Raw genomic sequence first — 26016 nt, 5'->3', positions numbered from 1 at the left:
AGGAGAATACCATTTATAGCAGCGGGGTCAGTACCCCTTGCACTATCTACCATAGCGTTTTTTTATCCGATATTAGGTAATGACTGGATAACATTTATATATTTGATGTGTACAGGATCTGTATTTTTTGTGTTCTATACTATAGTAGGCGCTCCATACAATGCCATGATTCCAGAGATAGGTAAGACCAAGGAAGATAGGCTTAATTTATCTACTTGGCAGTCTGTGTTTAGGTTGTTATATACTGCATTGGCTATGATTCTGCCGGGAGTTTTGATAAAAGTTATAGGAGAAGGCGATACTCAAAAAGGTGTCAGAGGAATGGTTATTGTCTTGGCTTTATTTTCTATCTTGCCGGCTATGATAACTATATTTGGTGTACCGGAGAAGAAGTTATCCCACGGGAGAAAATCTACAGAATCTTTAAAAAATTCAATTAAGATAATATTTAAGGATAGATCTATTATCTATTATCTACTGGGATTACTATTTTTCTTTGTAGGGTTTAATACTCTTCGTGGAACCATGAATTACTTTGTAGAAGATGTTATGGGACTCGGAAAGGGAGCTATAACTTTGGCTTCGGCTATATTATTTGGTATGTCAGCATTATTTTTCTATCCGACAAACAGACTCTGCAAAAAAATAGGATATAGAAAACCTATGCTAATTTCATTGGTTATTCTAGTGATTACATCTCTGTTGCTAAACTACCTTGGCCGAGGAGTGCCTGTTAAATATGGATTTGCATTGTTTGGATTGATTGGAATACCAGTTGCAGGTGCAGCGTTTATCTATCCGCCGGCAATGCTCAGTGAGATAGGGACACGCATCACCAAGGATAGCGGAACCCAGGTAGAAGGAATGTGTTTTGGGATTCAAGGTTTTTTCCTAAAGATGGCATTTTTGGTATCAATAGCTACCCTTCCAATATTATTAGTAGCAGGGTCTGGAAGTTTGATAGATGCTATGACCTCAAAACCACAGGGAGTAGAGAGAAGTGGCATATATGCAACCACCATATTTTCAGCAATCTCATTTGGGATTTCCTTTATTTTTTATTATCTTTATCCAGAAAAACAAGGGGAGGAAGATGGAGAGGGGAATTGAAAATTAATTGTTCCTTAATTTTTGTGGGGAAAAGTAGGAAAACCATTGATTTTTTTTGACTTATATGTTATCATGAGTGAAGCTAATGTGTGTTTTTAGTGACCTCCAAAATTAATGAACTTTTAATTAAAATGGAGATTATAATCACTTTAAAAGACCTCAGTGAGTAATGATTGGGAGGAAATAATGAACTTAAGAGATAGATTGATTGAAGAATGTAGAACATATCGTAGGGAAAATGGAGTTACACAAAGAGAGTTAGGGGAAAAATTAGGAAAACATACTTCAGCAGTTGGTAGATTTGAAATAGGAGCTATTGATCCTAGATTAAAATTTGTACAAAATCTATTAAATGCTATGGGAAAAGAAATTATCATAGTAGATAAAATTAGATAGTTGAGAGTTAAGGATTAGTATATTGCTAATCCTTTTTTTAATTAAACTTAATAAAAAAGAAATAATAAGACGAATGTCCTGTTTATTAGATAGATATTAGTGTATAATACTGAAAGTTTATAAAGGGAGTGATGAAAAGATGAAAAAAATGATAACATTTATAATGGTTGTTATGGCATTATTATTAACAGCATGTGGTGGAGCAAAGGAAGAAAAAGTAGAGGATGACGGAGCTTTAAAGGTTGGATTAGTATTATCTACAGGTGGATTAGGAGATAAATCATTCAATGACTTAGCTTATTCAGGTATTACAGAAGCACAAGATAAATTAGGGGTAAAAATAAAATATGTAGAACCGGCAAATGTATCGGAATTTGATCCGTTTTTAAGACAATTTGCAGAAGCAGATTACGATCTAATAGTTGGTATAGGATTCCAAATGAGAGATTCGATAGTTAAAGTAGCAGAAGAATATCCAGAAGTGCATTTTTTAATGGTAGATGAACCTATCGATATGCCTAATGTAATATCAGCTACATTCAATGAATCAGAAGGCTCATTTATGGCAGGAGTCTTAGCTGGGATGATGACAAAAACAAATACGATAGGATTTATAGGTGGAATGCAAGTACCTCTTATCAAAAGATTTGGAGATGGATTTATGGCAGGAGCAAAATATATTAATCCTGAAATAACTACATTTGAAGCTTATGTTGGAGGAAATAGTCCATTTAATGACCCAGCTCGTGGAAAAGAGATGGCATTATCTATGATTGATAGTAAAGCAGACATTGTATATCATGCAGCAGCAGGATCAGGAATGGGAGTATTTGAAGCGGCTAAAGAAAGAGGAGTATATGCAGTAGGTGTAGACTCTAATCAAGATGGAGTGGTACCAGGGACTGTGCTTACTTCTATGCTTAAAAAAGTAGACAGAGCAGTGTTTGATATAATCAAAGAGACAAAGGAAAAAGGATTTACAGCAGGACAAAAAGACTTTAATTTATCCAATGATGGTGTAGGAATAACGGATCTTCAATATACTAAAGATCAAATCGGTGAAGAAAAATTAAAAAGATTGGATCAAATAAAAGCTGATATTATATCAGGTAAAATTGATGTAAAAGCAGAGGTATCTAAATTAAATTAAAATAAATATTTTTTAGGAGTTGGTCTTATAAATAAACTTCTTTTTTTTTATGGGGAAATTAAAAAAATGAGATATAGCGGAACAAAAGATATTTAATTTTATAGGTGGCGAAAAAAAGTTGGAAAAGATAGATAGTCAAATTATGCCAAATTAGAGATTAGTCTAGAAAAATAGATTTTAAAATTATAAAACCAAAATTACAGGATAATGAATTAAAAAAGAAAAAATAGTAGAATTTGTGAACACACTTTAATTTAATTGTTGAATACGCAAAAAAAATGTGTTATTATAAATTAGAATTATATTTAATGGGAGGAAAAAGATGAAAAAAATATTAATATTACTTATAGTAGTTTTTGGTATGCTTTTAACTGCATGTGGAGGAAAGACAGAGGAAGTGAAAGAAGTTAATGCTGAAAAAACTCTTAATGTTGGGATAGTGTTATCTACAGGTGGGTTAGGAGATAAATCATTCAACGATTCAGCTTATAGAGGGCTTACTTTGGCAGAGGAACAATTAGGAATTAAATTTAAATATGTAGAACCAGCTTCTCCATCGGAAGATATTCAATTTTTAAGAGAATTTGCTGAAAATAACTACGATTTAGTAGTAGGTGTAGGATTCTTAATGAAAGATTCAGTAGAAATAGTAGCAAAAGAACATCCAAATGTTAAGTTTGCTATTATAGATGAAGTAATTGATGCATCTAATGTAACTTCATTAGTATTTGCAGAAGATGAAGGTTCATTCTTAGTAGGAGCTTTAGCAGCTATGATGTCAAAAACAAATACAATTGGATTTGTTGGTGGAATGGAAGTACCTTTAATTCAAAAATTTGAAAATGGATATGTTCAAGGGGCAAAATATATTAATCCTGATATCAAAGTAATTACTTTGTATACATCTGGACCAAATCCTTTTAACGATCCAGTTAGAGGAAAAGAGAGTGCAATTGCAGAATACAATCAAGGTGCAGATGTAATCTTCCATGCAGCTGGTGGAACTGGTACAGGAGTAATTGAAGGTGCTAAGGCTATGGGAATCTATGCAATCGGTGTAGACTCAAACCAAGATTACGTAGCTCAAGGAACAGTACTTACTTCTATGATTAAAAATGTAGACCAAGCAGTATTTGCAACAGTAAAAGATGTTAAAGAGGGAACTTTTAAATCAGGAGTAAACAGATTTGGTGTAGCTAACAATGGTGTAGGAACTTCTGAATTTGAATACACTAAAGATATCATCGGGGAAGAAAAAATAGAAAAATTAAAAGAAATTAGACAGGGTATAATTGATGGTTCAATCAAATTAAAATAATTTTTAAAACCTAGGATCTTTCCTAGGTTTTTTTATTTGTAAAATGGTTTATAATAAGTTGATTTTTTGTTATAATTGAATTAGATTTTAAAAAAATAGTTTTATAAGATACCGTAGAAATTAAAAATCAATTAAATTTTAGAAGGGATGAAAAATTATGTGTGATGCTATATATATTCATATTCCATTTTGTGTAAAAAAATGCGGATATTGTGATTTTCTCTCATTTTCATGTGAGGAAAAAAGTAAGGCAGATAGGGGTGAATATGTAGAAAAGTTAATAGAGGAGATAAAATTATATCCTCTATTAAAATATGACACTGTTTATTTTGGAGGTGGAACACCATCTCTCTTGGAAGTAGAAGAGATAGAAAAAATCCTAGGAGAACTAACTATAGGAGAGGGGGCTGAGATAACTTTGGAAGTGAACCCCCAGACAGTAGATATAGAAAAATTAGAGAAATTAAAAAAAATAGGAATCAACAGACTGAGTATTGGAATCCAAAGTTTTAATGACGAAAAATTAAAAATTTTAGGTCGAATTCACAGTAAAGAGATGGCTCTAAATACCTATAACGATGCTAGGAAAGCAGGATTTGCAAATATTAGTATAGACCTTATATTTGCAACCCCTGATCAGACCATTGAAGAACTAGAAAAAGATTTGGATATAGTTGAAAGACTATCTCCGGAACATATATCTATATATTCCCTGATCTGGGAAGAGGGAACAAAGTTTATGGATCTTTTGGATAGTGGGAAGTTGAATCCACTAGATAACGATTTGGAAGCGAAGATGTATGAACTCATAATAAATAGGCTGAAAAAAATAGGATATCTTCACTATGAGATATCTAATTTTGCCAAAGAAGGATATGAGGGAAGACATAATAGTAAATATTGGAAAAATGTAGAATATATAGGAGTCGGGCTGGGAGCTTCTGGATATTATAAAGGAATTAGGTATAAAAATGAGGTAAAACTATCTGATTATTATAAAAAGATAGATATCGCTAGAAACCCCATAATGGAAGAAGAATTGGTCAGTGATAAGGACAGACTAGAAAATTATTATATTCTAGGGCTTCGCCTTCTAAATGAAGGAATAGAGACAAAAAATAATATTTACATGGAAAAAATAAGAAAACTATATAAAAAAGGATATTTAAAAATTGAGGAAGATAGATATAAGTTAACATCTAAGGGACTTATGTTTGCAAATGATGTTTTTGTGGAAATTATGGAATAGAGGGGGATTTATGGGAATAAGAGAAAATATTTTAGAATTGAAAAATGATATAGAAAAATATTCACCTAATCCAGTAGGAGTGACACTGCTGCCGACTACGAAATATGTGGATGCTCAAGGTGTATTAGAAGTAGTAAAAGCAGGTTGCAAGGTTGTAGGAGAAAATAGGGTACAGGCTTTAGAAGAAAAAAAAATAATTTTGGAAAATTTAGGATTGGAAGATATAAAATGGCACTTTATTGGAAATTTACAAAAAAATAAGGTGAAATATATTGCTCCTTATATTGATATGATTCATTCTGTCAACAAAATTTCTCTGGCAAAAGAGATAGATAAGAGAGCTAAGCAAAATAATAGAAGGATAAAAGTGTTATTAGAGGTAAATATATCCAAAGAAGAAAGTAAAGAGGGATATTCAATAGAAAGATTGTATGAGGAGTTACCAATCCTTTTAAAATTTGAAAATATAGAGATTTGTGGTCTTATGACTATGGCACCTTTTACTGAGGATGAAAAAGAGATAAGAAAGGTATTTTCAGATCTAAAAAAATTAAAGGAGGAATTAAATAAAACACATTTTAACGGGAATTTGCTAGAACTTTCTATGGGAATGACAAATGACTATAAAATAGCTCTTTCGGAGGGGGCAACAATACTTAGAGTTGGGAGTAAAATATTCAAGTAGGAGGAGATAATTATGGAATTATTCAAAAATTTCAAACAAGTTTTAGGGTTTGAGGGTGCAGAAGAATCGAGTGAAATGGAAGATGAAATAATGGTTGAAAAGGAGGAAGAAGAAGAAAATGAGGAAGAGAATCTGTCAGTGCCATCATCACCTGGACTAATCTTAAAGAGTAATGTATATAAAAATAATGAAAATATAAGCGACTATCAAACTATTTTTGTCAATCCTACTGATTTTGAAGAGTGTAAAAAGATTGCAAACTATATAAATAAAGAAAAAATTGTAACTATAAATTTAGAGCGTCTAAGCAATGAATCGGCTCAAAGGATGTTAGATTTTTTAAGTGGAGCTATGGAAGTAAAGAAAGCCAGGTTTATAACTGTGAGTAAAAAGGTATATGTATCTGTACCTGATGGGATAAAATCCTATGTAGAGGATGAAAATAAAAATAATGAAATATTTGGATAGAAAAAAAGTTCTAACGTCTAATGAGTTAGAACTTTTTTTTAGTAAACTACAGGTCTTATTATTTGGTGGATCAGGAAAAAAATGGTATAATGTTTTGTTTACTAATAAAGTAAAAAAACAATTTATTTAGAGGGGATAAGACTCCTTGAGCATTTTAAAAGGATGGTGGAACAAATATGAAAGCATTAGCACTTTTTTCAGGTGGGTTAGACAGTAGTTTAGCTATTAAATTGGTACAAAAGCAAGGGATAGAGGTTATAGCACTTAATTTTGTATCTCATTTTTTCGGTGGGAAAAACGAGAAAGCAGATAATATGGCTAAACAATTAGGAGTGAAATTAGAATATATAGATTTCAGTACAATTCATACAGAAATAGTAAAAAACCCTCCAAGTGGAAGGGGGAAGAATATGAATCCATGTATTGATTGTCACACTCTTATGTTTAAAAAAGCAGGAGAATTATTAGAACAATATGAGGCTAGTTTTTTGATATCTGGAGAGATTTTAGGACAAAGACCTATGTCACAAAATTTTAGTTCATTAAATAGAGTTAAAAAATTATCTGGTGTAGAGCTAGGAGATCTAATAGTAAGACCATTATGTGCTAAGTTATTACCTATCACAAAACCTGAGGAATTAGGATGGATCGACAGGGAGCAATTAATGGATATTAATGGAAGAAGTAGAAAAGTTCAGTTGGAATTGGTAGAAAAATGGGGTATCGTAGAATATCCGACTCCTGGTGGAGGATGTATGTTGACAGAACCAAATTATTCTAAAAGGTTAAGAACTTTAGAGGAAGATGGATTTTTAGACGATCAATATTCACACTTATTTCATCTAGCGAAAAGAGGAAGATTCTTTAGACTAGAGAGTGGTAAATATCTATTTGTTGGAAGGGAAAAGGATGATAACTTCAAGCTTTCTGAATATAAAGAATACGGAACTCTTTATATTGCAGGAGCAGGGACTCCGGGACCGGCTATTGTAGGATATGGAGATCTGACTGAAGATCAAATTACCTTAGCTCAAAATTTATTTTCAAGATATTCACAGGCTAAGGGGAAGAAAAAAATTCAAGTAGTTATTAATGAAAAGATTGTAGATGTAGAAGAAGTAAATTTAGAAAAATTAGCTGAAGATATAAAAAAATATTTAGTATTATGAATAACAAAAAGGTTATTGGCATAATTTGTCTATAACCTTTTTTTTTGAATTATACTTATTCAAAAGAAGAAAAAAGATATGGAAATAGAAAAAAGCAAACATTCCTATGATGAATGAAATGAATGGATTGGGATATTCAGGATGAATACAATGAATAGGAATGTCGTGAAATTATATACTATATGAATGTTATGAATGATATTTTAATTTTTCTATATACGCCCTCCAAAAGGTAAAAAAACAATAGTAGTATAATTAAGGTCAATAGTCATTAGTATAAATGGTGTGCGAAGAATCGTATATATATTGTGAATGTTAACGAATGTATTTTTTAAAATGTTTATACTTGTTGGAAAGAAGAAAAATAGAATGAAATAGTATGAAAACAAAGCATTCCTATGATGAATTAAATAAATGAGTCGGCATATACAGGATGAATATAATGAATTGTGTGAAAAGAAGAAAAAGAAGTAAACTCTATTGAGGAAAGAAAAATAATCTCAGTAAAATTAGGATTTCTATAGTTTCTAAAATTAGAGGGAATATCTTTAAAATATTGAAAGCGAACAGGGCTAAATTTATTCCAAAAAATAAAATTAGAGGAAAATTTTTTTTCATTTTTAAGGGTAAAAATATCTATAGATAGAGGATGGAGGTGAAAAGTATTAGATATTCATTTTTTGAATGGTGTAGATTAGAATCGATTTAAAAAATGAGAAAATTATTAGGAAAGACTACATTAATCATATGTTATATATATGATTTAAGGATAATTATATATTAATTTTTTCTTAAATGATTAATTTTTAAACAAAAAGTTTGATTTTAGGTGTATACTGTATTAGTGTAAGAATAAATCATATATTCAATTAATCAATAGTACATATAAAATCCGACGAGAATAGTTGAGAGTCTTTGCCTACAATATTTATTTTAAATAAAAAAATGTTATGTTCCTGTGTTTAATATATTATGGATGTGATGTGAAAGAGACATAAAATATACGAGTAAAAAGATATTGGGAGTGTGAAGTGAAAAAATGGAATTAAATGTTAAAAGACCTGTTTGGGTAGAGGTCAACCTAGATAATTTGGGACACAATATGAGGGAGATAAAAAAACATATAAAACCAGGAACTGAAGTCATGGCAGTAATAAAAGCTGATGCCTATGGTCATGGAGCTTTGGGAGTGATAGATACTCTAAAAGCAGAGAATATAAATAAATTTGCAGTAGCAGTACTATCGGAAGCTATAGAAATAAGAAATAAAGATAAAGATATACAAATTGTATTACTAGGATATACTCCAGATGCGAATTTAGAAGAGGTAATTAAATGGGATATAACTCCTACGATATATTCTCTCAGACAAGCTAAAGTATTGGATAGACTAGCAAGACAACATAGGAAAAAAATTGCGGTACATATAAATGTAGATACAGGGATGCATAGGGTAGGATTACCTATAAAACATAGGACTGTAGAAGTTATAAAAGAGATAAGTGAGATGGATAACTTATATTTAGAGGGAGTATATACGCATTTTGCAGTAGCTGATGAAGCAGACAAATGGTATACCATAAAACAGGTAGAGAAATTTAAATATATAATAGATGAACTGGAAAAACTAGGTATAGAAATACCTATAAAACATGTATCAAATAGTGCCGCTATATTAGATCTACCAGAATTTAACTACGATATGGTAAGGGCAGGACTTCTCATGTACGGACACTACCCATCGGAAGTACAGGAGAAAGATAAGGTAATAGAATTGAAACAGGTGATGTCACTGCACAGCAAAATCTATCATATAAGAACATTGGAAAAAGGCGAGTCAATAAGTTATGGGCTTACATATACGGTAAATAGGGAATCTCGAACAGGGCTGATACCAATTGGGTACGCCGATGGATACAGTCGTGGACTCAGTAATAAAGGAAGAGTGATTATCAAGGGTAAAAATGCAGTGGCAAAAGTAGCCGGAGCCATCTGTATGGATAAATTTGTAGTAGATATTACAGGTTTAGATGTAGATGGAGGGGACGAAGTTATCTTATTTGGAGAAGATGAATATAATAGCGTGACTCCAGAAGATATAGCAAATATGTTGGGGACAATAAGTTATGAAGTTCTATGTAATGTAAGTAAAAGGGTTCCTAGAGTATATAAAAAAGATAATAAAATTATAGAGATAAAAGATGAAGTATTAGATAAAATAAATTTAAATTTTTAATTTTCGCCAATGGCGACAAGGGGGTAAAATGAGAAATATTAAGGTAGCAATATGGGGATTTGGAGCAATGGGTAGTGGAATGGCTAAGGCACTTTTGAATAAAAAAGGGATAGATATCGTAGGTGTATGTGACCTTCATCCAGATAGAGTAGACAAGGAGATGCATGAAGTTTTGGGGATAAATAAGAGAGATAGAGCTCCTGTTTATATAAATGGAAATATAGATGAAGTATTGAAAGAAAAATCTTGTGACGTATGTCTGTGTGCTACAGACTCATTTGTAAAAAAAGCATTTCCTAGGTTAAAGTTAGTGTTGGAAAAAAAGATAAATGTAATATCTACAGCAGAAGAGATGTCTTATCCAAAGGCACAGAGCCCGAAGGAAGCATTAGAATTAGATAAAATAGCAAAAGAAAACGGTGTATCTATATTGGGAACTGGGATAAATCCTGGGCTGATGATGGATCTATTGGTATTGACATTAACAGGTGCTATGATAGATCTTACACATATAAAATCAGAGAGAATAAATAGCTTATCTCCATTTGGTCATGCAGTTATGGAAGAGCAGGGAGTAGGACTTAGTAAAGACAGTTTTATAGAGCAAGATAAAGCAGGGACTTTGGCAGGACATGTTGGCTTTGAAGAATCTGTAAATATGATGACAGATGCAGTAGGATGGAAATTAGACGGACCATTAACAACTTCTATGGCTCCTATAGTGACAGATGTTCCCCGTGAAACACCTTATATAAAAGTAGAAGCAGGATATGTAGCAGGATGTTCTATGCTAGGAGACGGATATGTAGGTGGAGAGAAAAAAGTAGAGATGGTTCACCCGCAACAAATAGAACCACAGCTAGGGGGAGTAGAAACAGGTGACTATATCACATTAACTGGAACTCCTAATATTAATATGGCGATAACTCCTGAAATAGATGGTGGAATAGGAACTATCGCAATGTGTATAAACATGATTCCTCAAATTATAAATTCTAGACCTGGGTTAAAAACAATGATTGATCTGCCTATTCCTAGATGTATAGTAGGAGATTATAGAGATATGATAGAGGTAGAACTTAATTAGTTAAAAATTGGAAGTTGAGAATTGAAAATTGAAAATTATTGCTACCATCTTCCTCTGAGGGAAAAGGAAATAAGATGAGAATAAGGGTATTTAGGAGGTAAAGAAATATGTTGGCTAAAAAAGGTGACTGGGTAATGATTTATAACATAGTATTGGAACCAAAAGATAGAGCACCTCAAATACCAGAGGAGACAAAAAAAGTTCCGTTGGAGATGTGGATAAAGGGATTTTTATTAGCAGATACAAAGGTAGGAGAGATGGCAGATATAGAAACAATAGTGGGGAGAAAGGTTAGTGGAAAATTAGTGGAAATCCATCCTAATCATAAACATAACTATGGAAACCATATACCTGAAATTTTACAGATAGGGAAAACCCTGAAGGAACTACTTTTTTGTGGGGAGGATAAATAATGGATAGAAGTTATAACGCCGTGATGTCTAGAAAGACAGAGATAATGAAAAAAGCTGTAGGAATAGATTATGATACCTTTGAGAAAGAAGGGATCGATTTTGACTATGAAGCTATGATGAGAGAAGCTGGATATTCTTTGGAAGAGATAAAAAAAATACAAGGGGAAACCGGAGTTGGAAATACTCCTATATATGAACTTAAAAATTTGACTAAGTTAGCTAGAAAGATGGCTCCTGCAGGAAAGGGAGCTAGAATTTTCTTAAAAGATGAAGCATCTAATCCGTCTGGAAGTTTTAAGGCAAGACGTGCTGCTATAGCAGTATATCATGCAAAGAAACTAGGATATAAGGGAGTTATCGCTGCCACTTCTGGAAACTATGGAGCAGCAGTAGCATCTCAGGCAGCGATGCTAGGATTAAAATGTATAATAGTGCAGGAATGCTATGACAGTCGTGGGAAAGGACAGCCTGAAATTGTAGAAAAAGCTAGAAAGTGTAAAGCTTATGGAGCTGAGGTAGTCCAACTGACTGTAGGGCCTGAATTATTCTATTCATTCTTAAATTTACTGGAAGAAACAGGATATTTTAATGCTTCACTTTATACACCATTTGGTATTGCAGGGGTAGAAACACTGGGATCAGAACTCGTAGAACAGATAGTGGAAAAGACAGGAAAACAACCTGATGTAGTGGTATGTACCAATGCAGGAGGGGGAAACCTTACTGGAACTGCCCGTGGAATGATAAAAGTAGGAGCAGAAGATGTAAAAGTAGTGGCGGCAAGTGTAAATTTAAAAGGATTACACATGGCATCAGACAGTGATTTTAATAAAAAATCATTTACAACAGGACATACTGGATTTGGTATACCATTTACAACTAATCCAGACAGATCGGATGTACCTAGATCGGCAGCTAGACCCCTTAGATATATGGATAGATATGTAACAATAACTCAAGGAGAAGTATTTTATATGACAGAATCTTTGGCTCAGTTAGAAGGGCTAGAGAGAGGACCTGCTGGAAACACATCCTTGGCAGCAGCTTTTTCCATAGCACAGGAAATGAATGAAAATGAGATCATAGTGGTACAGGAAACAGAGTATACAGGTGCAGGAAAGCATATTCAACCACAGTTATCCTTTGCAAGGGACAATGGAATAGATTTACATTTTGGTGATCCTAGAGATGAAGTTCCTGGAAAGAGTATAATATTGCCGGAACATCCAAATATGATAAAAGCTGTAGACTTAGATATGGATAAGATAAGAAAATCGTATATAAAAAATATGGTAAAGAAAAATTCTGGAAGCAAAGAATTTACTGCTGAAGAGCTTAACTATATTGCTGTTGAAACAAACTTAACGGTAGAGGAAGTAAAAGGAAGATTAAAATAAAATTTATGGAAAAAAAGAAGGTAAAGAAAATTCTGATAGCAGGGAATTTACTGCGGAAGAACTCAATTATATTGCTCTTGAGACCAAATGACAATAAATAAAAAAATTGAGGGGATGATGTTTTGAAAACAAAAATAATAGGGGTACCATTAAACTTTGGAGCCAACAGATGTGGTTTGGAATTTAGTGTAGACAATTTTATAGAAAAATATCCAAAATATAGAGATAAGATAGAGGTTTTGGAAGTGGAAGTACAGAAAGAAGATTTTTCCATAAATGGTGCTAAATATCTGAATACAGTGGCAAAAACATGTGAAAAATTAGCTGTCAGTGTAAATAAAATAGTAAAGGATGGAAATTTTCCCATTAGCTTGGGAGGAGATCATGCCATAGCAATAGGAAGTATAGCTGGGGTATCCAAAGAAAAAGAGATCGGGATATTATGGATGGATGCTCATGGAGATATGAATACTCCTGAGATAAGTGATACAGGACATATACATGGAATGCCACTAGCTACCTCTGTAGGACATGGACATTCTAAATTGATAGATTGTTTCTACAAAGGAACTAAGGTAAAAACAGAAGATGTAATCCTATTTGGGACTAGAGATATAGATGAGGAAGAGCAAAAATTGATAGATGAATTAGGGATTAAAAACTATAGCTGGAAAATGATAGCAGAGATGGGGTTTGAAAAAGCTCTAGGAGAGGTAAAAGAATTCTTTAAAGATAGAAATCTACATATTAGTTTTGATCTGGACGGGATAGATCCTAAAGAAATAACAGCTGTTGGAACACCTGTTGTAGGAGGGCTTAGTCGTGAAATGGGTAAGACTTTGCTGTCAGAAATGATAGATACGGCATCTGTAACATCTATAGATATAGTGGAGTATAACCCGGTATATGAAAAGGGAGCGGAAACTTCTGAATATGTAGATGAGTTACTCCAATTAATAGAGAAAAAAATAAATTTAATTTAATAGAGGCAGTTGTTAAGGCTGCTACAGATGAAACTGCAAGGGCTACCCTTGCAGTTTCGCCATAGGCGATTAGGGGGGATAAGATGAAAAAATATTTAGAAAGAGAGGATGATTTCGAAGCAAGAAGAAAACATCTTCATAATTTAACAGATGAAGAAGTAAAAAAAAAATTTTGGGAATTAGCAGAAAAATTGATAGATCCAATGTTAGATCTAGCTAAAACACATACGACACCATCAATTGAGAGATCTGTACTCCTAAGAATGGGGTTTTCAAGTATAGAAGTTAAACCTTTGGTAGATGGAGCAATAGATAGAGGGCTTATGGGGAAGGGTGTAGGTCATTTAGTATATAAAATATCAGAAGAAAAAAATATTTCTATCCGGCAAGCAGGGGAAGAGATGATCGAAGGGAACCATTGGGATACCCTTATGGAAATTTTTAAGGGAGGTAAAAAATAATGAAAAAATTAATACCAACTGAAAAGATGGACATAAGAGAAATATTAAGTGACCTTGAAAATTACAGACCTAAGAGAAGGGGCTGGACTTGGAGAGAGAAGGTAAAAAAATTAAAGATGGGAGCATTTGAATATACTAACTGCTCGGAACCATTAAAAAATTCTATTGGGATCCCAGCATCTAGATATTTTGATAATTTAGATCCGCAGCCTGAAGAAGTAATCACAACAGAGATAGCATCAGGAAGATTTGAAGACGATATCAGAAGGATGAGGATGGCAGCATGGCATGGAGCAGATCACCTTATGGTAATCAGAACTGCTGGACAATCTCATTTTGATGGATTAATAGAGGGGACACCACAAGGGATTGGGGGAGTACCTATCACTAGAAAACAAGTAAGAGCACAAAGAAAAGCTTGTGATATGATAGAGGAAGAAGTAGGAAGACCTATAAACTATCATTCATATGTATCTGGAGTAGCAGGACCTGACGTAGCAGTAATGTTTGCAGAAGAGGGTGTGAATGGAGCTCATCAAGATCCTCAATACAATGTACTTTATAGAAATATAAATATGGTAAGATCATTTATAGATGCAGCAGAATCAAAAAAAATAATGGGGTGGGCTGAGATGGCTCAAATAGATGGAGCCCATAATGCCAATGCAACAGCTAGAGATGCATGGAAGGTAATGCCGGAACTTATGGTTCAGCATGGACTTAACTCTATATTTTCTTATAAATCAGGGATAAAGAAAGAAAATATATGTTTATCTACAGTACCTCCTACAGCAGCACCAGCACCATCTATGAAATTTGACCTACCATATGCAGTAGCTCTTAGAGATCTATTTTCAGAGTATAAGATGAGAGCTCAAATGAATACAAAATATATCACTTCATCTTCTAGAGAAGCTACAGTAACTCATGTACTGAATATGATGATTTCTAGATTGACAAGTGCTGACATTCAATCTACAATCACACCAGACGAGGGAAGAAATGTCCCTTGGCATGTATATAATATAGAGGCTTGTGATACTGCTAAACAAACTTTAATAGGCTTAGATGGATTACTAGAGATGGTAGAAGTAAGAAAAGATGGATACATGGGAAAAATGGTAAGAGAATTAAAGGAAAGAGCTGTACTTTATTTAGAAGAGATGATAGAAACAGGTGGATATTTTGAAGCTGTAGAAAAAGGCTTCTTCGTAGATTCGGGGTTCTATCCTGAAAAAAATGGTGATGGAATTGGAAGGAAAAAAGATGGTGGAGTAGGAGCAGGAAGAGTATTTGCAAGAGATGAAGATTATATGGCTCCTGTAACAGGACATTTTGGAAATAATAATATAGATCAATATGGAGCTACTAATCCAGCTGATTTAATCAATGGCTGCACATTTGAAGATCCAGACAAGATTGTATATATCGATGAGTTAGACGAAGTAGACAATGTAAATGTAAGAATGGCAGAAAATGAGGAGTATAGATCTACATCTAAGATCAAGCCAGAGGTAGAATGGTTGGCTGACGGTACTGTACAAATAGAATTATTCTTGCCTACAAGTCAGAGAGTAGCAGAATTTGCAGCTATTGAATTTGCGAAGAAGATGAATCTTACAAATCCAGAAGTAATTCATTCTGAAGTTATGCATATAAGTGAAGGAACTAGAGTACAAGTTAAAGGAAAGGTTGAATTTGATCTGGATCTAGATACTTTAGTAATTCCACCTGAGCCTGAAGTTATGTCAGACGATGAGATCAGAGAATTAGTGGAAAAATATGATATGAAGATTGTGGCAGGAACTGTAGGAGAAGATGAACATTCAGTAGGACTTCGTGAAGTTATAGATATAAAACATGGAGGAATAGAGAAATTTGGAATGGAAGTTGAGTATTTGGGAACTTCTGTACCTTGTGAGAAATTAATTGATGCAGCTGTAGAACTAAATGCTGATGTAGTATTAGCTTCTACAATCATCTCCCATGACGATGTTCATTATAAAAACATGAAAAAATTACATGAATTAGCTGTTGAAAAAGGGATCAGAGATAAGATCATCATCTGTGCCGGAGGAACTCAGGTAACTCCTAAAATAGCTAGAAAAAATGGGATGGATGAAGGATTCTCGAGAAATGATAAAGGAGTAAATGTAGCTTCATTCCTAGTAAAAAGAAAGAAAGAAATGATGGAAAAGAAATAAAACTTCTTCCTTGGTTACTATAAAGACCTCATCCTTTCATATGGTTTCTCCTAAATTAGGAGAGGTCAATGAGGGGGTTTAAAGAAAATATGCTAACAAGAAAGGTTAAACATGTATCCGCGAAAAAATGTGGTATAATTTGGTTTAAAGAGAATATGCTAACAAGAAAGGAGTTGAAAATATTATGAAAATAGATGTTTTGGTAGCAGAGATAGGGAGTACTACAACAGTTGTCAATGCATTTGGAGATTTAGCTGAAGAAGAGCCTAAATTTATAGGGCAGGGGCAAGCTCCTACTACGGTAGATCAAGGGGATGTAAATCTAGGTCTTATGGATGCTATCTATGATCTAGAGGAAAAATTAGGGATTAAAGAGATAGAATATGATGAGTTCTTAGCTACAAGTAGTGCGGCAGGTGGTCTCAAGATGACGGTTCATGGATTGGTATATGATATGACAGCCAAAGCAGCAAAGGAAGCAGCCCTTGGAGCAGGAGCAAATATTCATCTGGTTACATCAGGAAAACTGAGAAGAACCGATCTAAAGGAAATAGAAAAAATCAAACCAAATATAATTTTACTTGCTGGAGGAGTGGATTATGGTGAGCGAGATACAGCTCTATATAATGCAGAACTTCTTGCTAATCTTAGCCTGAATGTCCCTATAATTTATGCAGGGAACATCCAAAATTGTGAGGAAATCAAGTTAATATTTGAGGACTATGGCAAGGAAGACCTTTTAAAAATAGTAGAAAATGTATATCCTAAGATAGATCGACTAAATGTCGAGCCTGTAAGACGTGTAATTCAAGATGTTTTTGAAGAACATATCATCCATGCTCCGGGAATGGAGAGGGTAAGAGATATAGTAAGCGGGCCTATAGTACCAACTCCGGGAGCAGTAATGGAAGCTTCTAAGATCTTAAAAGAAGTTATAGGGGACCTGGTAACTATAGATGTAGGAGGAGCTACTACAGATATTCACTCGGTAACCGATGGCAGTGAGGAGATAATGAAAATTTTAATCTCTCCAGAACCTATAGCCAAGAGGACTGTTGAAGGAGACTTGGGAGTCTACGTAAATATGAAAAATATAGTTGGGATAATAGGAGAAAAAAACTTAGCTAAAGAGCTATCTTTGGAGAAGGAAGAACTGACAGAACACCTCCTAAATTTCCCACCTATTCCTAAGAGTGAAGTTGAGAAAAAATTAGTAGAGATTTTCACAGAAAAAGCAGTAATTATGTCAATTCATAGACATGCTGGAGGATATAGACACCTCTTTGGTGAAACTAAAAAAATTCTTGCAGAAGGAAAGGACCTTACCAGTGTTAAGTGGATAATAGGGACTGGAGGAGCATTGACTAAACTGCCAAACAGGATGGAGATCTTAAAAAAAGTAGTAGCCAGTAATAAGGGAGATAAACTCCTGCCTACACCAGAGGTGAAAATATTGATAGATAATGATTATATTATGGCTTCTTTAGGAGTCCTATCAAAATATAATAAAGAATCAGCTATTAAATTGCTCAAAAAAAGTTTGAAGATCGAGGAGGAGGAAGCTTTATGACCGAATACCCAAGGGTAGTAGTAGATCTAAGTAAGATAAGAGAAAATGTAAAATTTTTGACAAAAAAATGTAAGGAATCCCAGATAGATGTAGTGGGGATAACTAAGGTTTTTTCAGGAAGTACAGAGATAGCCAAGGTACTGGTGGAGGGAGGAGTAAGATATTTAGGAGATTCTAGAGTGGAAAATTTAAAAAAATATGAAAATCTAGATGTTCCCAAAATGATGATTCGTCTACCTATGAGGTCCCAGATAAAAGAAGTGATAAAATACGTGGATATAAGTTTAAACAGTGAAATATCTACTATAGCTCTTTTAAATGAGGAGGCAGAAAAGCAATATAGGACCCACAGGATTATCCTGATGCTTGAACTAGGAGATCTCAGAGAGGGGATCTTGCCAAAAGATGTAGAGAACTATATGGATCAAATAAATACTATGAAAAATATTAAATTAGAAGGGATAGGTGTAAACCTCACATGTTATGGAGGGATCATTCCTAGCTTTGAAAATTTAGGACAATTAGAAAAAATTTCAGAATTAATAGAGAAAAAGTATAATTTAAAACTAAATATTATATCAGGTGGAAATTCTAGTAGTTTAGATCTATTGTTGAAAAACAATATGCCATCTAAAATAAATAATTTAAGGTTAGGAGAAGCACTTATTTTTGGTAGGGAAACAGCCTATGGAAAAGATCTGAAAGGATGTTTCTACGACAGTGTAAAATTAGAGGTAGAAATAATAGAATTAAAAGAAAAACAATCTCACCCAGTTGGGGAAATGGGATTTAATGCTTTTGGGAAAAAACCTACATTTATAGATAGAGGAACGAGAACACGTGCTATTTTAGCTATTGGAGAACAAGATGTAGACCATTCTAGCTTGAAAGTAATAGATGAAAAATTAATAATTTTAGGAGCTAGCAGTGATCATTTGCTACTCGATGTAACAGATTCAGAAAAGGAATATAAGGTAGGAGATATAGTGGAATTTAAGCTAGATTATGGTTCTCTTTTACAGTTGACTACATCGCCTTATGTGAAAAAAGTATTTGTTTAAACTTGACAAGAATAATAAATTATAATAGAATGACTCTTACAAAAGAAAAAATTAAATAGAGGTTGCAAATATTAAAGAGTAATTTTAGGCTAGCTATGACAAGCTTTGACCCTAAGATAAAAGGTAAATTTGCCGAAACACGAAGAAAAAAGTCGAAAGTCTTTGTGTTGGGATTATGGAAAATATCCATAATACTGTCACCGTATAAAATTGGTGATGTACTATTGAATGATTTTGAGCATAGACTTTATTTAAGTTTTATTGTTGGGGTTATTGATAGTGTTATCGATAGCTCTTTTTGTTACTTATAAATAAAAAAAATCAGGAGGGAATTGATTATGGGGAGTAAGATGAAAAAGGAAACGACACTGATGTACGCACTGATACCGTTGTTATTTTTAATGGGAAGTTTATTTTATGCAATTCAAATTGCACAAATTGATGTACACATACCTATTTTAGCATCAGCATTTTTTGCAGCAGGAGTTGCAATATTTGGTCTGAATTATACATGGGCTGAGATAGAAGAGGGAATGATAGATACTATCAAGGTGTCTTTACAAGCAATTATAATTCTTATGATAATCGGAATGGTAGTAGGAACTTGGATTCAATCTGGTATAGTACCAACTATGATTTTTTACGGATTAAAGATCTTGTCACCAGGAATATTTTTACCTGCAACACTTATTATATGTGCTATAGTAGCTGTAGCAACTGGTTCATCATGGACAACAGCAGCAACAGTCGGTATCGCACTTATTGGTGTAGGAGAAGGACTTGGAATACCTAGAAATATAGTAGCAGGTGCCATTATTTCAGGAGCATATATGGGAGACAAATTATCACCATTATCGGATACGACAAATTTAGCACCAGCAATGGCAGGGACAGATTTATTTACACATATTAGGCATATGCTATATACAACAGTACCTAGTTTCATTATAACTCTGATTATGTTTGCATTTCTTGGAAGAAAGTATACAGGAGTAGCATTAAATACAGAACTGATCGACAAAATATTAGGTACTCTAAGTGGAAACTTTAATCTTAATCCTATATTATTATTGGTACCGGTTATTGTAATCGGTGCAGTAATGATGAAGGTTCCAGCAATTCCAGGATTATTTGGAGGGGCTATCCTAGGTGGAATAGCATCTATTGTTTTCCAAGGAGCTTCAGTAGGATCAGCATTGACCGCTTTACATTATGGTTATTCAGGTGAAACGGGGTTAGCAATGGTAGATGATCTATTAAATAGAGGAGGGCTTGACTCTATGATGTGGACTATTTCGTTAATTCTTTGTGCAATGATCTTAGGTGGGATCATGGAGAAAACTCAAATGCTGGCAACTTTAGCATTGAAGATTTTATCTGTGGCACACACTACAGGAGACCTTATTTTGGTAAGTATAATAACTCCGATTTTTGTAAATACAGTAGCTGGAGATCAGTATCTTTCAATAGTTATTACAGGAAGAATGTTTAAAGAAACCTATGCAGAAAGAGGATTACATCCAAAAAATCTTTCTAGATCACTTGAAGATTCAGGAACTCTGACATCACCATTAATTCCATGGAATACATGTGGAGCATATATGATAGCAACCTTAGGGCTGGCACCATGGACATATGTTCCGTATTGCTTCTTAAACTTAATCAATCCAGTTATAGCTGTAATATATGGATATACAGGGTTCTCAATTGAGAAGTTAGATAAGAATGGGGATAAAGCTAAGGAAAATGAAAAAGTAGAAATAGAAGCATAGAAAAAAAGAAAAATCCCTCCTAATTTAGGAGGGATTTTTCTTTTTAAAAAATATGATAATTATTTACTTTATGATAACCTCTTTTACCCTTCCGACTTGTCCATCTGTAAGTCTCACTTTTATTCCATGAGGATGAAATGTACTGTTAGTCAGGAGATCCTGTACTGTTCCATAAGTTAATTTACCACTTCTTTGGTCATTTTTTAAAACAATTGCTACCTCTATACCAGGTTTTACATTGTTTCTATTTCTTCCATCCATTATAATTACTCCTTCTATCTATTTGATTTTGTTTCGAATAATTTCACCATGAAAATAACTATTTTGAAAACCGAAAATTATTTTATATCTTTGATAAATTCAAATCCAGCGACAGTTTTTATTCCCAAACCAGGTTCGTTGGATAAGATTATCCTAGGTCCATCCATGATGATACCGCCATCTAATGGATTTTGGCGACAGAGAGCCGGACCGTCTAAATCTATCCGAGTTATAACAGAACTCTTTGCTGCTGCTAGATGAGCCGCTGCTGTAACACTTATTCCTGCTTCTAACATACATCCAATCATACATGGAACATTATATATTTCACAGATATTGATTATTTTTAAAGCATTTGATATTCCCCCTGTTTTCATCAGTTTGATATTGATGATATCGGCAGCTTTTCGAGTTATCACTTCTATTGCATCTTTGGGTGTAAAGATAGATTCATCTGCCAAAATTGGAGATAAGACTTGAGATGTTACTCTTATCATTCCATCAATATCGTCTGCTCTTACAGGTTGTTCGACAAAATCTAATACAATCCCATGTTCTTCGATCTTCTTGATGGCATAAATTGATTCTTTTGCACTCCATCCTTGGTTTGCATCTAATCTCAATTTTATACGGGGTCCGACTGCGTCATAGATTGATTTTATCCTACAAATATCTTCTTCAATATTTTTCCCTACCTTAATTTTCAATTCATCAAAGCCTACCTCTACAGCCTTTAGGCTATCGGAGACCATTTTTTCAACACTATCTACACTTATGGTCAGATCGGTTTTTAATTCACTGGCTCCTCCTCCTAGAACTTTATATAGAGGTTTATTCATAGACTGAGCAAATAGATCGTAAAGAGCTATCTCCACAGCTGCCTTTGCACTGGTATTTTTGATTATTGTCTTTTGTACAAGATCTATCAAGTCATTAAAATCTTCAATATTTTTTCCTATTAATTGTTTTCCTATTAAAGTCACGGCTCCTATTATAGAATCATGGGTGTCACCTGTAATAACAGCAGTTGGAGGTGCTTCTCCAAACCCTTTATTTCCTGTATCAGTCTCTATAATTATAACTATATCTTCTACACTTTCTACAGTTCGAAGTGCTGTTTTAAACGGTGTAATCAGTGGAACTTTGATCTTTCCAATTTGTATCTTTTCTATGATCATAATATAATCCTCCCTTTTGATAATACCTGATAAAAGTTTACCATGAAAACCAGGTGTTTTATAGGAAAAAAATGATATGGATGGAATAATAGAGAGAGTAAAAAAAATATAAGAGACAAAAACTAAACTATGAATGATATTGATTAACGTGAATTAATGGAAAAATAATAAAATTTTATTCATGACAAAAATTAGTTTTGAAAAATGAGGAGGATAATTATGGTAGCTAAAATATTAAGTTCAAGTTATATAGGTATAGAATCTTATATATTGGAGGTGGAAGCCGATATTATGCCGGGCTTACCCAGCTTTAATATAGTAGGGTTAGCAGATGTGGCTATCTATGAAAGTAAGGAAAGGGTCAGAGCTGCCATAAAAAATAGCGGATATGAAGTGCCTGCTAGGAGGATAGTGATAAACTTGTCTCCTGCTGGAATCAAAAAGGAGGGAGATTCTTTTGACCTCTCTATAGCCATAGGCATATTGGCCAGTTTGGGAGGTGTGGAAAATAAAAAATTAAAAAAATATATAGTATTAGGAGAACTGTCTTTAAATGGGAATATCAGAAAGATCGATGGAGCCATAAACTCTGTTATCTGTGCCAAAGAAAATAATATACATGGAATAATCCTACCTAGGGAGAATTATTTAGAAGCAAGTGTCATAAAGGGAGTAGAGGTAATACCTGTTGATAACTTGGTTCAGGTAGTTGAATTTTTAAATGATAAGATAGAGATAGAATCTCCAAAAATAGAGGGAAAAAAGGAAGAGGAAAGTTATTCAGTGGACTTTAAAGAGGTAAAGGGACAGATTCAAGCAAAAAGATGTATAGAGATAGCAGCAGCAGGAGGACATAATTTTTACATGATAGGAACTCCAGGAGCAGGGAAATCAATGTTAGCAAAACGATTGCCTACCATACTGCCTCCTATGAGTGAGGGTGAAATAATCGAATCGACTAAGATATACAGCAGTACAGGGCTATTGACAAAAGATGTCCCCATAATAAATAAAAGGCCATTTAGAAGCCCACATCATAGCAGTTCTATGGTTTCCATTGTAGGAGGAGGAAGAGTTCCAAAAGCCGGGGAGATAAGTTTGGCTCATAATGGGGTTTTATTTTTAGATGAAGTCACAGAATTTCCAAGAATGGTTTTAGAAACATTGAGGCAACCACTAGAAGATAAAAAAGTATCGATAACCAGAGCGGAGTATAGGGTAGAGATGCCGGCAGATATGGTATTTATAATGGCATCCAATCCGTGTCCGTGCGGAAATTTATTTGAAAATAGATGCAGTTGTAGCCTATCCCAAATAAATAGATATCAACATAAGATTTCAGGACCATTACTTGATAGAATAGATCTATATTTAGAGATAAAAAAATTATCCAGGGAGGAACTGGCCTCCTATGAAGAGGGTGAAAGGTCGGTTATAATAAGGGAAAGGGTAGAAAAAGCAAGAAAAACACAGTGGGAAAGATTTGGGAACTCAAAAATTAACGGGAATATGACTCCTAAAGAGATAAAAACATACTGTAAACTTGATGATAGAAGCAAAAAAGTATTGATTGATTCCATAGATATATTTGGTCTCTCTGGAAGAAGCTATGACAAGGTACTCAAAGTGGGAAGAACCATTGCTGATTTAGAGGGGAGTAAAAATATAGAATTGTCTCATATTATGGAAGCTCTCAGTTATAGAAAAAAATAAATTAAATTTAGGAGGCTGATCCAAAAGGGTCAAGCCTCCTTTTTTTAGTTTTTAGTCATTTTTATTCATCCATTTATTGATGATTTCTATATATTTATCGTTCTCTTCCACAAATGGCATATGACGACTATATTCAAACAATTCCCATTCTGAATTAGGGATTTTATCATACATTGTTTTGGCAATAAGGGGCGAACAAAGATCAAGTAAACCGCTACTGATTAAACAAGGTTCTGAAATATCTTCAATTTTTTCTGTGAAATCAAAGTTTTTTAATGTTCCAGAGGGACAAAATTCATTTTGACCCCATGCAGTTATATAAGATTCTGTTCCAGAAACTTTTGGACGTCTTAAACATTCAGGTGAATCTGGTCTTACTTCACCTGCACAATGACGAACCATAAATTCTGCCTCTGCTCTTTGGTATTCTTTAGATGAATAATCATTAGTTTTTTCAGCCTGTGCAATGGCTTCCTGCATATCTTTTGGAAGGTATGTGACTCTTCTACGTTGTTCTTTTTCCCATATTGAAGCAGATGGTAAGGTACTGGATAATATATAACTTTTGATTCCTTTAGGTTTATAGTCACAAGCATATTGAATAGCTTGCATTCCACCCCAAGACTGCCCTAATAAGTGGATTTCATCTAAACCTAAATGTTTACGTAATTGCATTAGTTCATCAATCCATACTTCTGCATTCCATAGATCAGGACGAGAAGGTGTCACAGACAGCCCGCAGCCTAATTGGTCATACATAATGACTGCACGTCCATCTTCTGCTACTTTATCAAGGACTTCAAAATAGTTGTGAGTTGACCCTGGTCCACCGTGTAATAAAATTAGTGGTTTTTTATTTCCTGTGCATTCACCTACTATACGATAGTAAGTTTTATACTTTAAATATGGCATGTAACCTTCGGTGATTTTCATAATTAGTACCTCCATAGTTAATTATAAAGAACTATTGATAAGATTTTTTCTAAGGATAAGTTCTTCTTAAAATTAATAAAATTCTAAATTTTTTGATTGATTTAGTATAGTTATAATACGGTTATCTTCAAATGTCAATTATGTATTAAATAAATCTTTGAAAAGTTTAAAATAAATTGTTTTAATTAAGAGTTGTGTGTTACAATGCAGTACAATCAACGGGAAAAACGTATAAAAATATGAGTTTTAAAGACAAAATTCAGTATGTGTGCCAAAAGAGAGAACTATTTGAATAACCATGTGATGAGACTAAGCAATGAGACCATTCATTTTTTGAAGTACATGAGAATAATTAAATTTTAATCCTTCCAAAAAGTAGATAGATGTTTTGTTTGAGGTCTAAAAATTTTAAAATTAATTTGAGAAAAATAGTTGCTAAAGTTAGAATTTAAGCTAATATTATAATCAATCTATAAATTAATACAGCTCCATCTTAAATTTAACCATAAAAGTCTATGAATTATATTAGAAAAGAAGTTTAGTTAAGAATACATAGTTACGGTATTTAAAATCATTGTTACTTATCTTAATTTAGAGAAAGAAACTTGGGTTTTTATAGATACAAAAGCAACATTATTTTTTTAAATCGGGGGTAAATGAGGATGGAAAAAGCAGGAAAAAAGCCACTAGGATTTTACGTATGTTCAATGGCTTTTGTATTTGAAAGATTTGCGTTTTATTCAGCTAAATGGTTAATCGCAGTGTTCTTAGTTGCTAAGATAGCAGATGGTGGATTAGGAATTGGACCAGGAGATGCAGCAAAGATAACAGCAAACTTGGTAGCATTTACTTACTTAGCACCAATAATTGGAGGGTATCTTTCAGATAGAGTATTTGGAGCTAGGTACCTTGTGCCTATTGGTATGCTACTCATGGGAGCAGGTTACTTAGTGGGGTGGCAAGCTAATAGTGTAGGGATGGTTAACTTGATGATTATCTTAGTATCTTTAGGTACAGGATTATTTAAGTGTCAGACAAATGCTATAACAGGTAGACTTTTTGATGATCCCGGTGAATTAGACGGAGCATTCTCTACTCAATATTCGTTCGTTAATGTTGGGGCTTTCTTGGGAACAACTATTATCGGTTTACTTGTAGGATTTAAAGGGTATGCTTTCTGTTTCCTCGTTATTGCAATAGTG

At 33.6% G+C, this 26016-nt stretch carries 23 protein-coding genes and 1 riboswitch; of the genes, 20 read left to right on the top strand and 3 right to left on the bottom strand.

What is annotated here, in order from left to right:
• From V5784_RS11630 to nhaC, 18 genes are all read left to right on the top strand, one after another.
• On the top strand, nucleotides 1–1110 hold a 1110-nt coding region (locus V5784_RS11630; protein ID WP_336889188.1), incomplete at its 5' end, for an MFS transporter.
• A gap of 186 nt (nucleotides 1111–1296) precedes the next feature.
• Nucleotides 1297–1506, top strand: coding sequence for a helix-turn-helix transcriptional regulator (locus V5784_RS11625; protein WP_336889187.1), 210 nt, complete (start codon nucleotides 1297–1299; stop codon nucleotides 1504–1506).
• Between the two features lie 139 nt (nucleotides 1507–1645).
• Nucleotides 1646–2656: a BMP family ABC transporter substrate-binding protein gene (locus V5784_RS11620; protein ID WP_336889186.1), complete on the top strand. Its 1011-nt coding sequence runs from the start codon at nucleotides 1646–1648 to the stop codon at nucleotides 2654–2656.
• Nucleotides 2657–2978: 322 nt separating this feature from the next.
• Entirely contained in the window at nucleotides 2979–3974 is a 996-nt protein-coding gene (locus V5784_RS11615) for a BMP family ABC transporter substrate-binding protein (RefSeq protein WP_336889185.1), read from the top strand.
• A 157-nt stretch (nucleotides 3975–4131) separates the two neighbouring features.
• The gene (gene hemW / locus V5784_RS11610; RefSeq protein ID WP_336889184.1) at nucleotides 4132–5223 is read left to right on the top strand and encodes a radical SAM family heme chaperone HemW; all 1092 of its coding nucleotides are present in this window, start codon (nucleotides 4132–4134) and stop codon (nucleotides 5221–5223) included.
• Nucleotides 5224–5233: 10 nt separating this feature from the next.
• On the top strand, nucleotides 5234–5908 hold the full coding sequence (locus tag V5784_RS11605; RefSeq protein ID WP_336889183.1) for a YggS family pyridoxal phosphate-dependent enzyme: 675 nt from the start codon (nucleotides 5234–5236) through the stop codon (nucleotides 5906–5908).
• 12 nt (nucleotides 5909–5920) lie between these two features.
• Complete coding sequence (gene sepF / locus V5784_RS11600) at nucleotides 5921–6376, top strand: cell division protein SepF (RefSeq protein WP_336889182.1); 456 nt, start codon at nucleotides 5921–5923, stop codon at nucleotides 6374–6376.
• Between the two features lie 176 nt (nucleotides 6377–6552).
• Nucleotides 6553–7545, top strand: a complete 993-nt coding sequence (locus tag V5784_RS11595; protein ID WP_336889181.1) for a 7-cyano-7-deazaguanine synthase — start codon at nucleotides 6553–6555, stop codon at nucleotides 7543–7545.
• 1039 nt (nucleotides 7546–8584) lie between these two features.
• Nucleotides 8585–9781 carry an alanine racemase gene (gene alr / locus V5784_RS11590; protein ID WP_336889180.1) on the top strand — a complete coding sequence of 399 codons (1197 nt, stop codon included), beginning with the start codon at nucleotides 8585–8587 and terminating at the stop codon, nucleotides 9779–9781.
• Between the two features lie 28 nt (nucleotides 9782–9809).
• The gene (gene ord / locus V5784_RS11585; RefSeq protein WP_336889179.1) at nucleotides 9810–10868 is read left to right on the top strand and encodes a 2,4-diaminopentanoate dehydrogenase; all 1059 of its coding nucleotides are present in this window, start codon (nucleotides 9810–9812) and stop codon (nucleotides 10866–10868) included.
• Nucleotides 10869–10975: 107 nt separating this feature from the next.
• Nucleotides 10976–11281: a 2-amino-4-oxopentanoate thiolase subunit OrtA gene (ortA, locus tag V5784_RS11580; protein WP_336889178.1), complete on the top strand. Its 306-nt coding sequence runs from the start codon at nucleotides 10976–10978 to the stop codon at nucleotides 11279–11281.
• Nucleotides 11281–12678: a 2-amino-4-oxopentanoate thiolase subunit OrtB gene (ortB, locus tag V5784_RS11575; RefSeq protein ID WP_336889177.1), complete on the top strand. Its 1398-nt coding sequence runs from the start codon at nucleotides 11281–11283 to the stop codon at nucleotides 12676–12678. Before ortA ends, ortB begins: the two co-directional genes overlap by 1 nt.
• 122 nt (nucleotides 12679–12800) lie before the next feature.
• Nucleotides 12801–13661 (top strand): arginase, encoded by an 861-nt coding sequence (locus V5784_RS11570; protein ID WP_336889176.1) that lies wholly within the window; start codon nucleotides 12801–12803, stop codon nucleotides 13659–13661.
• Between the two features lie 83 nt (nucleotides 13662–13744).
• Nucleotides 13745–14122 (top strand): ornithine aminomutase subunit alpha, encoded by a 378-nt coding sequence (locus tag V5784_RS11565; RefSeq protein ID WP_336889175.1) that lies wholly within the window; start codon nucleotides 13745–13747, stop codon nucleotides 14120–14122.
• Nucleotides 14122–16326 carry a D-ornithine 4,5-aminomutase subunit OraE gene (gene oraE, locus V5784_RS11560; RefSeq protein ID WP_336889174.1) on the top strand — a complete coding sequence of 735 codons (2205 nt, stop codon included), beginning with the start codon at nucleotides 14122–14124 and terminating at the stop codon, nucleotides 16324–16326. Before V5784_RS11565 ends, oraE begins: the two co-directional genes overlap by 1 nt.
• 184 nt (nucleotides 16327–16510) lie before the next feature.
• A complete protein-coding gene (locus V5784_RS11555) occupies nucleotides 16511–17896 on the top strand; it encodes a GlmL-related ornithine degradation protein (RefSeq protein WP_336889173.1) in 1386 nt (461 codons plus the stop codon).
• Complete coding sequence (gene orr, locus V5784_RS11550) at nucleotides 17893–18957, top strand: ornithine racemase Orr (protein WP_336889172.1); 1065 nt, start codon at nucleotides 17893–17895, stop codon at nucleotides 18955–18957. The genes V5784_RS11555 and orr overlap by 4 nt, the downstream gene beginning before the upstream one ends.
• Nucleotides 18958–19005: 48 nt before the next feature.
• Nucleotides 19006–19189, top strand: a riboswitch (Lysine riboswitch).
• 106 nt (nucleotides 19190–19295) lie between these two features.
• A complete protein-coding gene (gene nhaC, locus V5784_RS11545) occupies nucleotides 19296–20729 on the top strand; it encodes a Na+/H+ antiporter NhaC (protein WP_336889171.1) in 1434 nt (477 codons plus the stop codon).
• A 63-nt stretch (nucleotides 20730–20792) separates the two neighbouring features.
• Here the strand turns inward: nhaC and V5784_RS11540 are convergent, their stop codons facing one another.
• Entirely contained in the window at nucleotides 20793–20990 is a 198-nt protein-coding gene (locus V5784_RS11540) for a YwbE family protein (RefSeq protein WP_336889170.1), read from the bottom strand.
• Nucleotides 20991–21067: 77 nt separating this feature from the next.
• Complete coding sequence (locus V5784_RS11535; protein WP_336889169.1) at nucleotides 21068–22168, bottom strand: dipeptide epimerase; 1101 nt, start codon at nucleotides 22166–22168, stop codon at nucleotides 21068–21070.
• Nucleotides 22169–22387: 219 nt separating this feature from the next.
• On the opposite strand from V5784_RS11535, the gene V5784_RS11530 reads away from it, so the two are divergent.
• Nucleotides 22388–23881 (top strand): YifB family Mg chelatase-like AAA ATPase, encoded by a 1494-nt coding sequence (locus tag V5784_RS11530; protein WP_336889168.1) that lies wholly within the window; start codon nucleotides 22388–22390, stop codon nucleotides 23879–23881.
• Nucleotides 23882–23932: 51 nt separating this feature from the next.
• Here V5784_RS11530 and V5784_RS11525 read toward each other — a convergent pair whose 3' ends face one another.
• A complete protein-coding gene (locus V5784_RS11525) occupies nucleotides 23933–24814 on the bottom strand; it encodes a proline iminopeptidase-family hydrolase (RefSeq protein ID WP_336889167.1) in 882 nt (293 codons plus the stop codon).
• A 662-nt stretch (nucleotides 24815–25476) separates the two neighbouring features.
• On the opposite strand from V5784_RS11525, the gene V5784_RS11520 reads away from it, so the two are divergent.
• Nucleotides 25477–26016 (top strand): MFS transporter (locus V5784_RS11520; protein WP_336887417.1); only part of this gene is annotated, 540 nt, incomplete at its 3' end.

It is taken from the genome of Psychrilyobacter sp. (genome assembly GCF_037132775.1).
Classification (GTDB): Bacteria; Fusobacteriota; Fusobacteriia; order Fusobacteriales; family Fusobacteriaceae; genus Psychrilyobacter.
The sequence above is the reverse complement of the archived record's forward strand: the minus strand, read 5'-3'. Positions and strand labels throughout refer to the sequence as shown.

Excerpts from the sequence above, each read along its gene's own strand:
- V5784_RS11625 (WP_336889187.1), top strand. The coding sequence starts at position 1,297 with ATGAACTTAAGAGATAGATTGATTGAAGAATGTAGAACATATCGTAGG.
- V5784_RS11620 (WP_336889186.1), top strand. The coding sequence starts at position 1,646 with ATGAAAAAAATGATAACATTTATAATGGTTGTTATGGCATTATTATTA.
- V5784_RS11615 (WP_336889185.1), top strand. The coding sequence starts at position 2,979 with ATGAAAAAAATATTAATATTACTTATAGTAGTTTTTGGTATGCTTTTA.
- hemW (WP_336889184.1), top strand. The coding sequence starts at position 4,132 with ATGTGTGATGCTATATATATTCATATTCCATTTTGTGTAAAAAAATGC.
- V5784_RS11605 (WP_336889183.1), top strand. The coding sequence starts at position 5,234 with ATGGGAATAAGAGAAAATATTTTAGAATTGAAAAATGATATAGAAAAA.
- sepF (WP_336889182.1), top strand. The coding sequence starts at position 5,921 with ATGGAATTATTCAAAAATTTCAAACAAGTTTTAGGGTTTGAGGGTGCA.
- V5784_RS11595 (WP_336889181.1), top strand. The coding sequence starts at position 6,553 with ATGAAAGCATTAGCACTTTTTTCAGGTGGGTTAGACAGTAGTTTAGCT.
- alr (WP_336889180.1), top strand. The coding sequence starts at position 8,585 with ATGGAATTAAATGTTAAAAGACCTGTTTGGGTAGAGGTCAACCTAGAT.
- ord (WP_336889179.1), top strand. The coding sequence starts at position 9,810 with ATGAGAAATATTAAGGTAGCAATATGGGGATTTGGAGCAATGGGTAGT.
- ortA (WP_336889178.1), top strand. The coding sequence starts at position 10,976 with ATGTTGGCTAAAAAAGGTGACTGGGTAATGATTTATAACATAGTATTG.
- ortB (WP_336889177.1), top strand. The coding sequence starts at position 11,281 with ATGGATAGAAGTTATAACGCCGTGATGTCTAGAAAGACAGAGATAATG.
- V5784_RS11565 (WP_336889175.1), top strand. The coding sequence starts at position 13,745 with ATGAAAAAATATTTAGAAAGAGAGGATGATTTCGAAGCAAGAAGAAAA.
- oraE (WP_336889174.1), top strand. The coding sequence starts at position 14,122 with ATGAAAAAATTAATACCAACTGAAAAGATGGACATAAGAGAAATATTA.
- V5784_RS11555 (WP_336889173.1), top strand. The coding sequence starts at position 16,511 with ATGAAAATAGATGTTTTGGTAGCAGAGATAGGGAGTACTACAACAGTT.
- orr (WP_336889172.1), top strand. The coding sequence starts at position 17,893 with ATGACCGAATACCCAAGGGTAGTAGTAGATCTAAGTAAGATAAGAGAA.
- nhaC (WP_336889171.1), top strand. The coding sequence starts at position 19,296 with ATGGGGAGTAAGATGAAAAAGGAAACGACACTGATGTACGCACTGATA.
- V5784_RS11540 (WP_336889170.1), bottom strand. The coding sequence starts at position 20,990 with ATGGATGGAAGAAATAGAAACAATGTAAAACCTGGTATAGAGGTAGCA.
- V5784_RS11535 (WP_336889169.1), bottom strand. The coding sequence starts at position 22,168 with ATGATCATAGAAAAGATACAAATTGGAAAGATCAAAGTTCCACTGATT.
- V5784_RS11530 (WP_336889168.1), top strand. The coding sequence starts at position 22,388 with ATGGTAGCTAAAATATTAAGTTCAAGTTATATAGGTATAGAATCTTAT.
- V5784_RS11525 (WP_336889167.1), bottom strand. The coding sequence starts at position 24,814 with ATGAAAATCACCGAAGGTTACATGCCATATTTAAAGTATAAAACTTAC.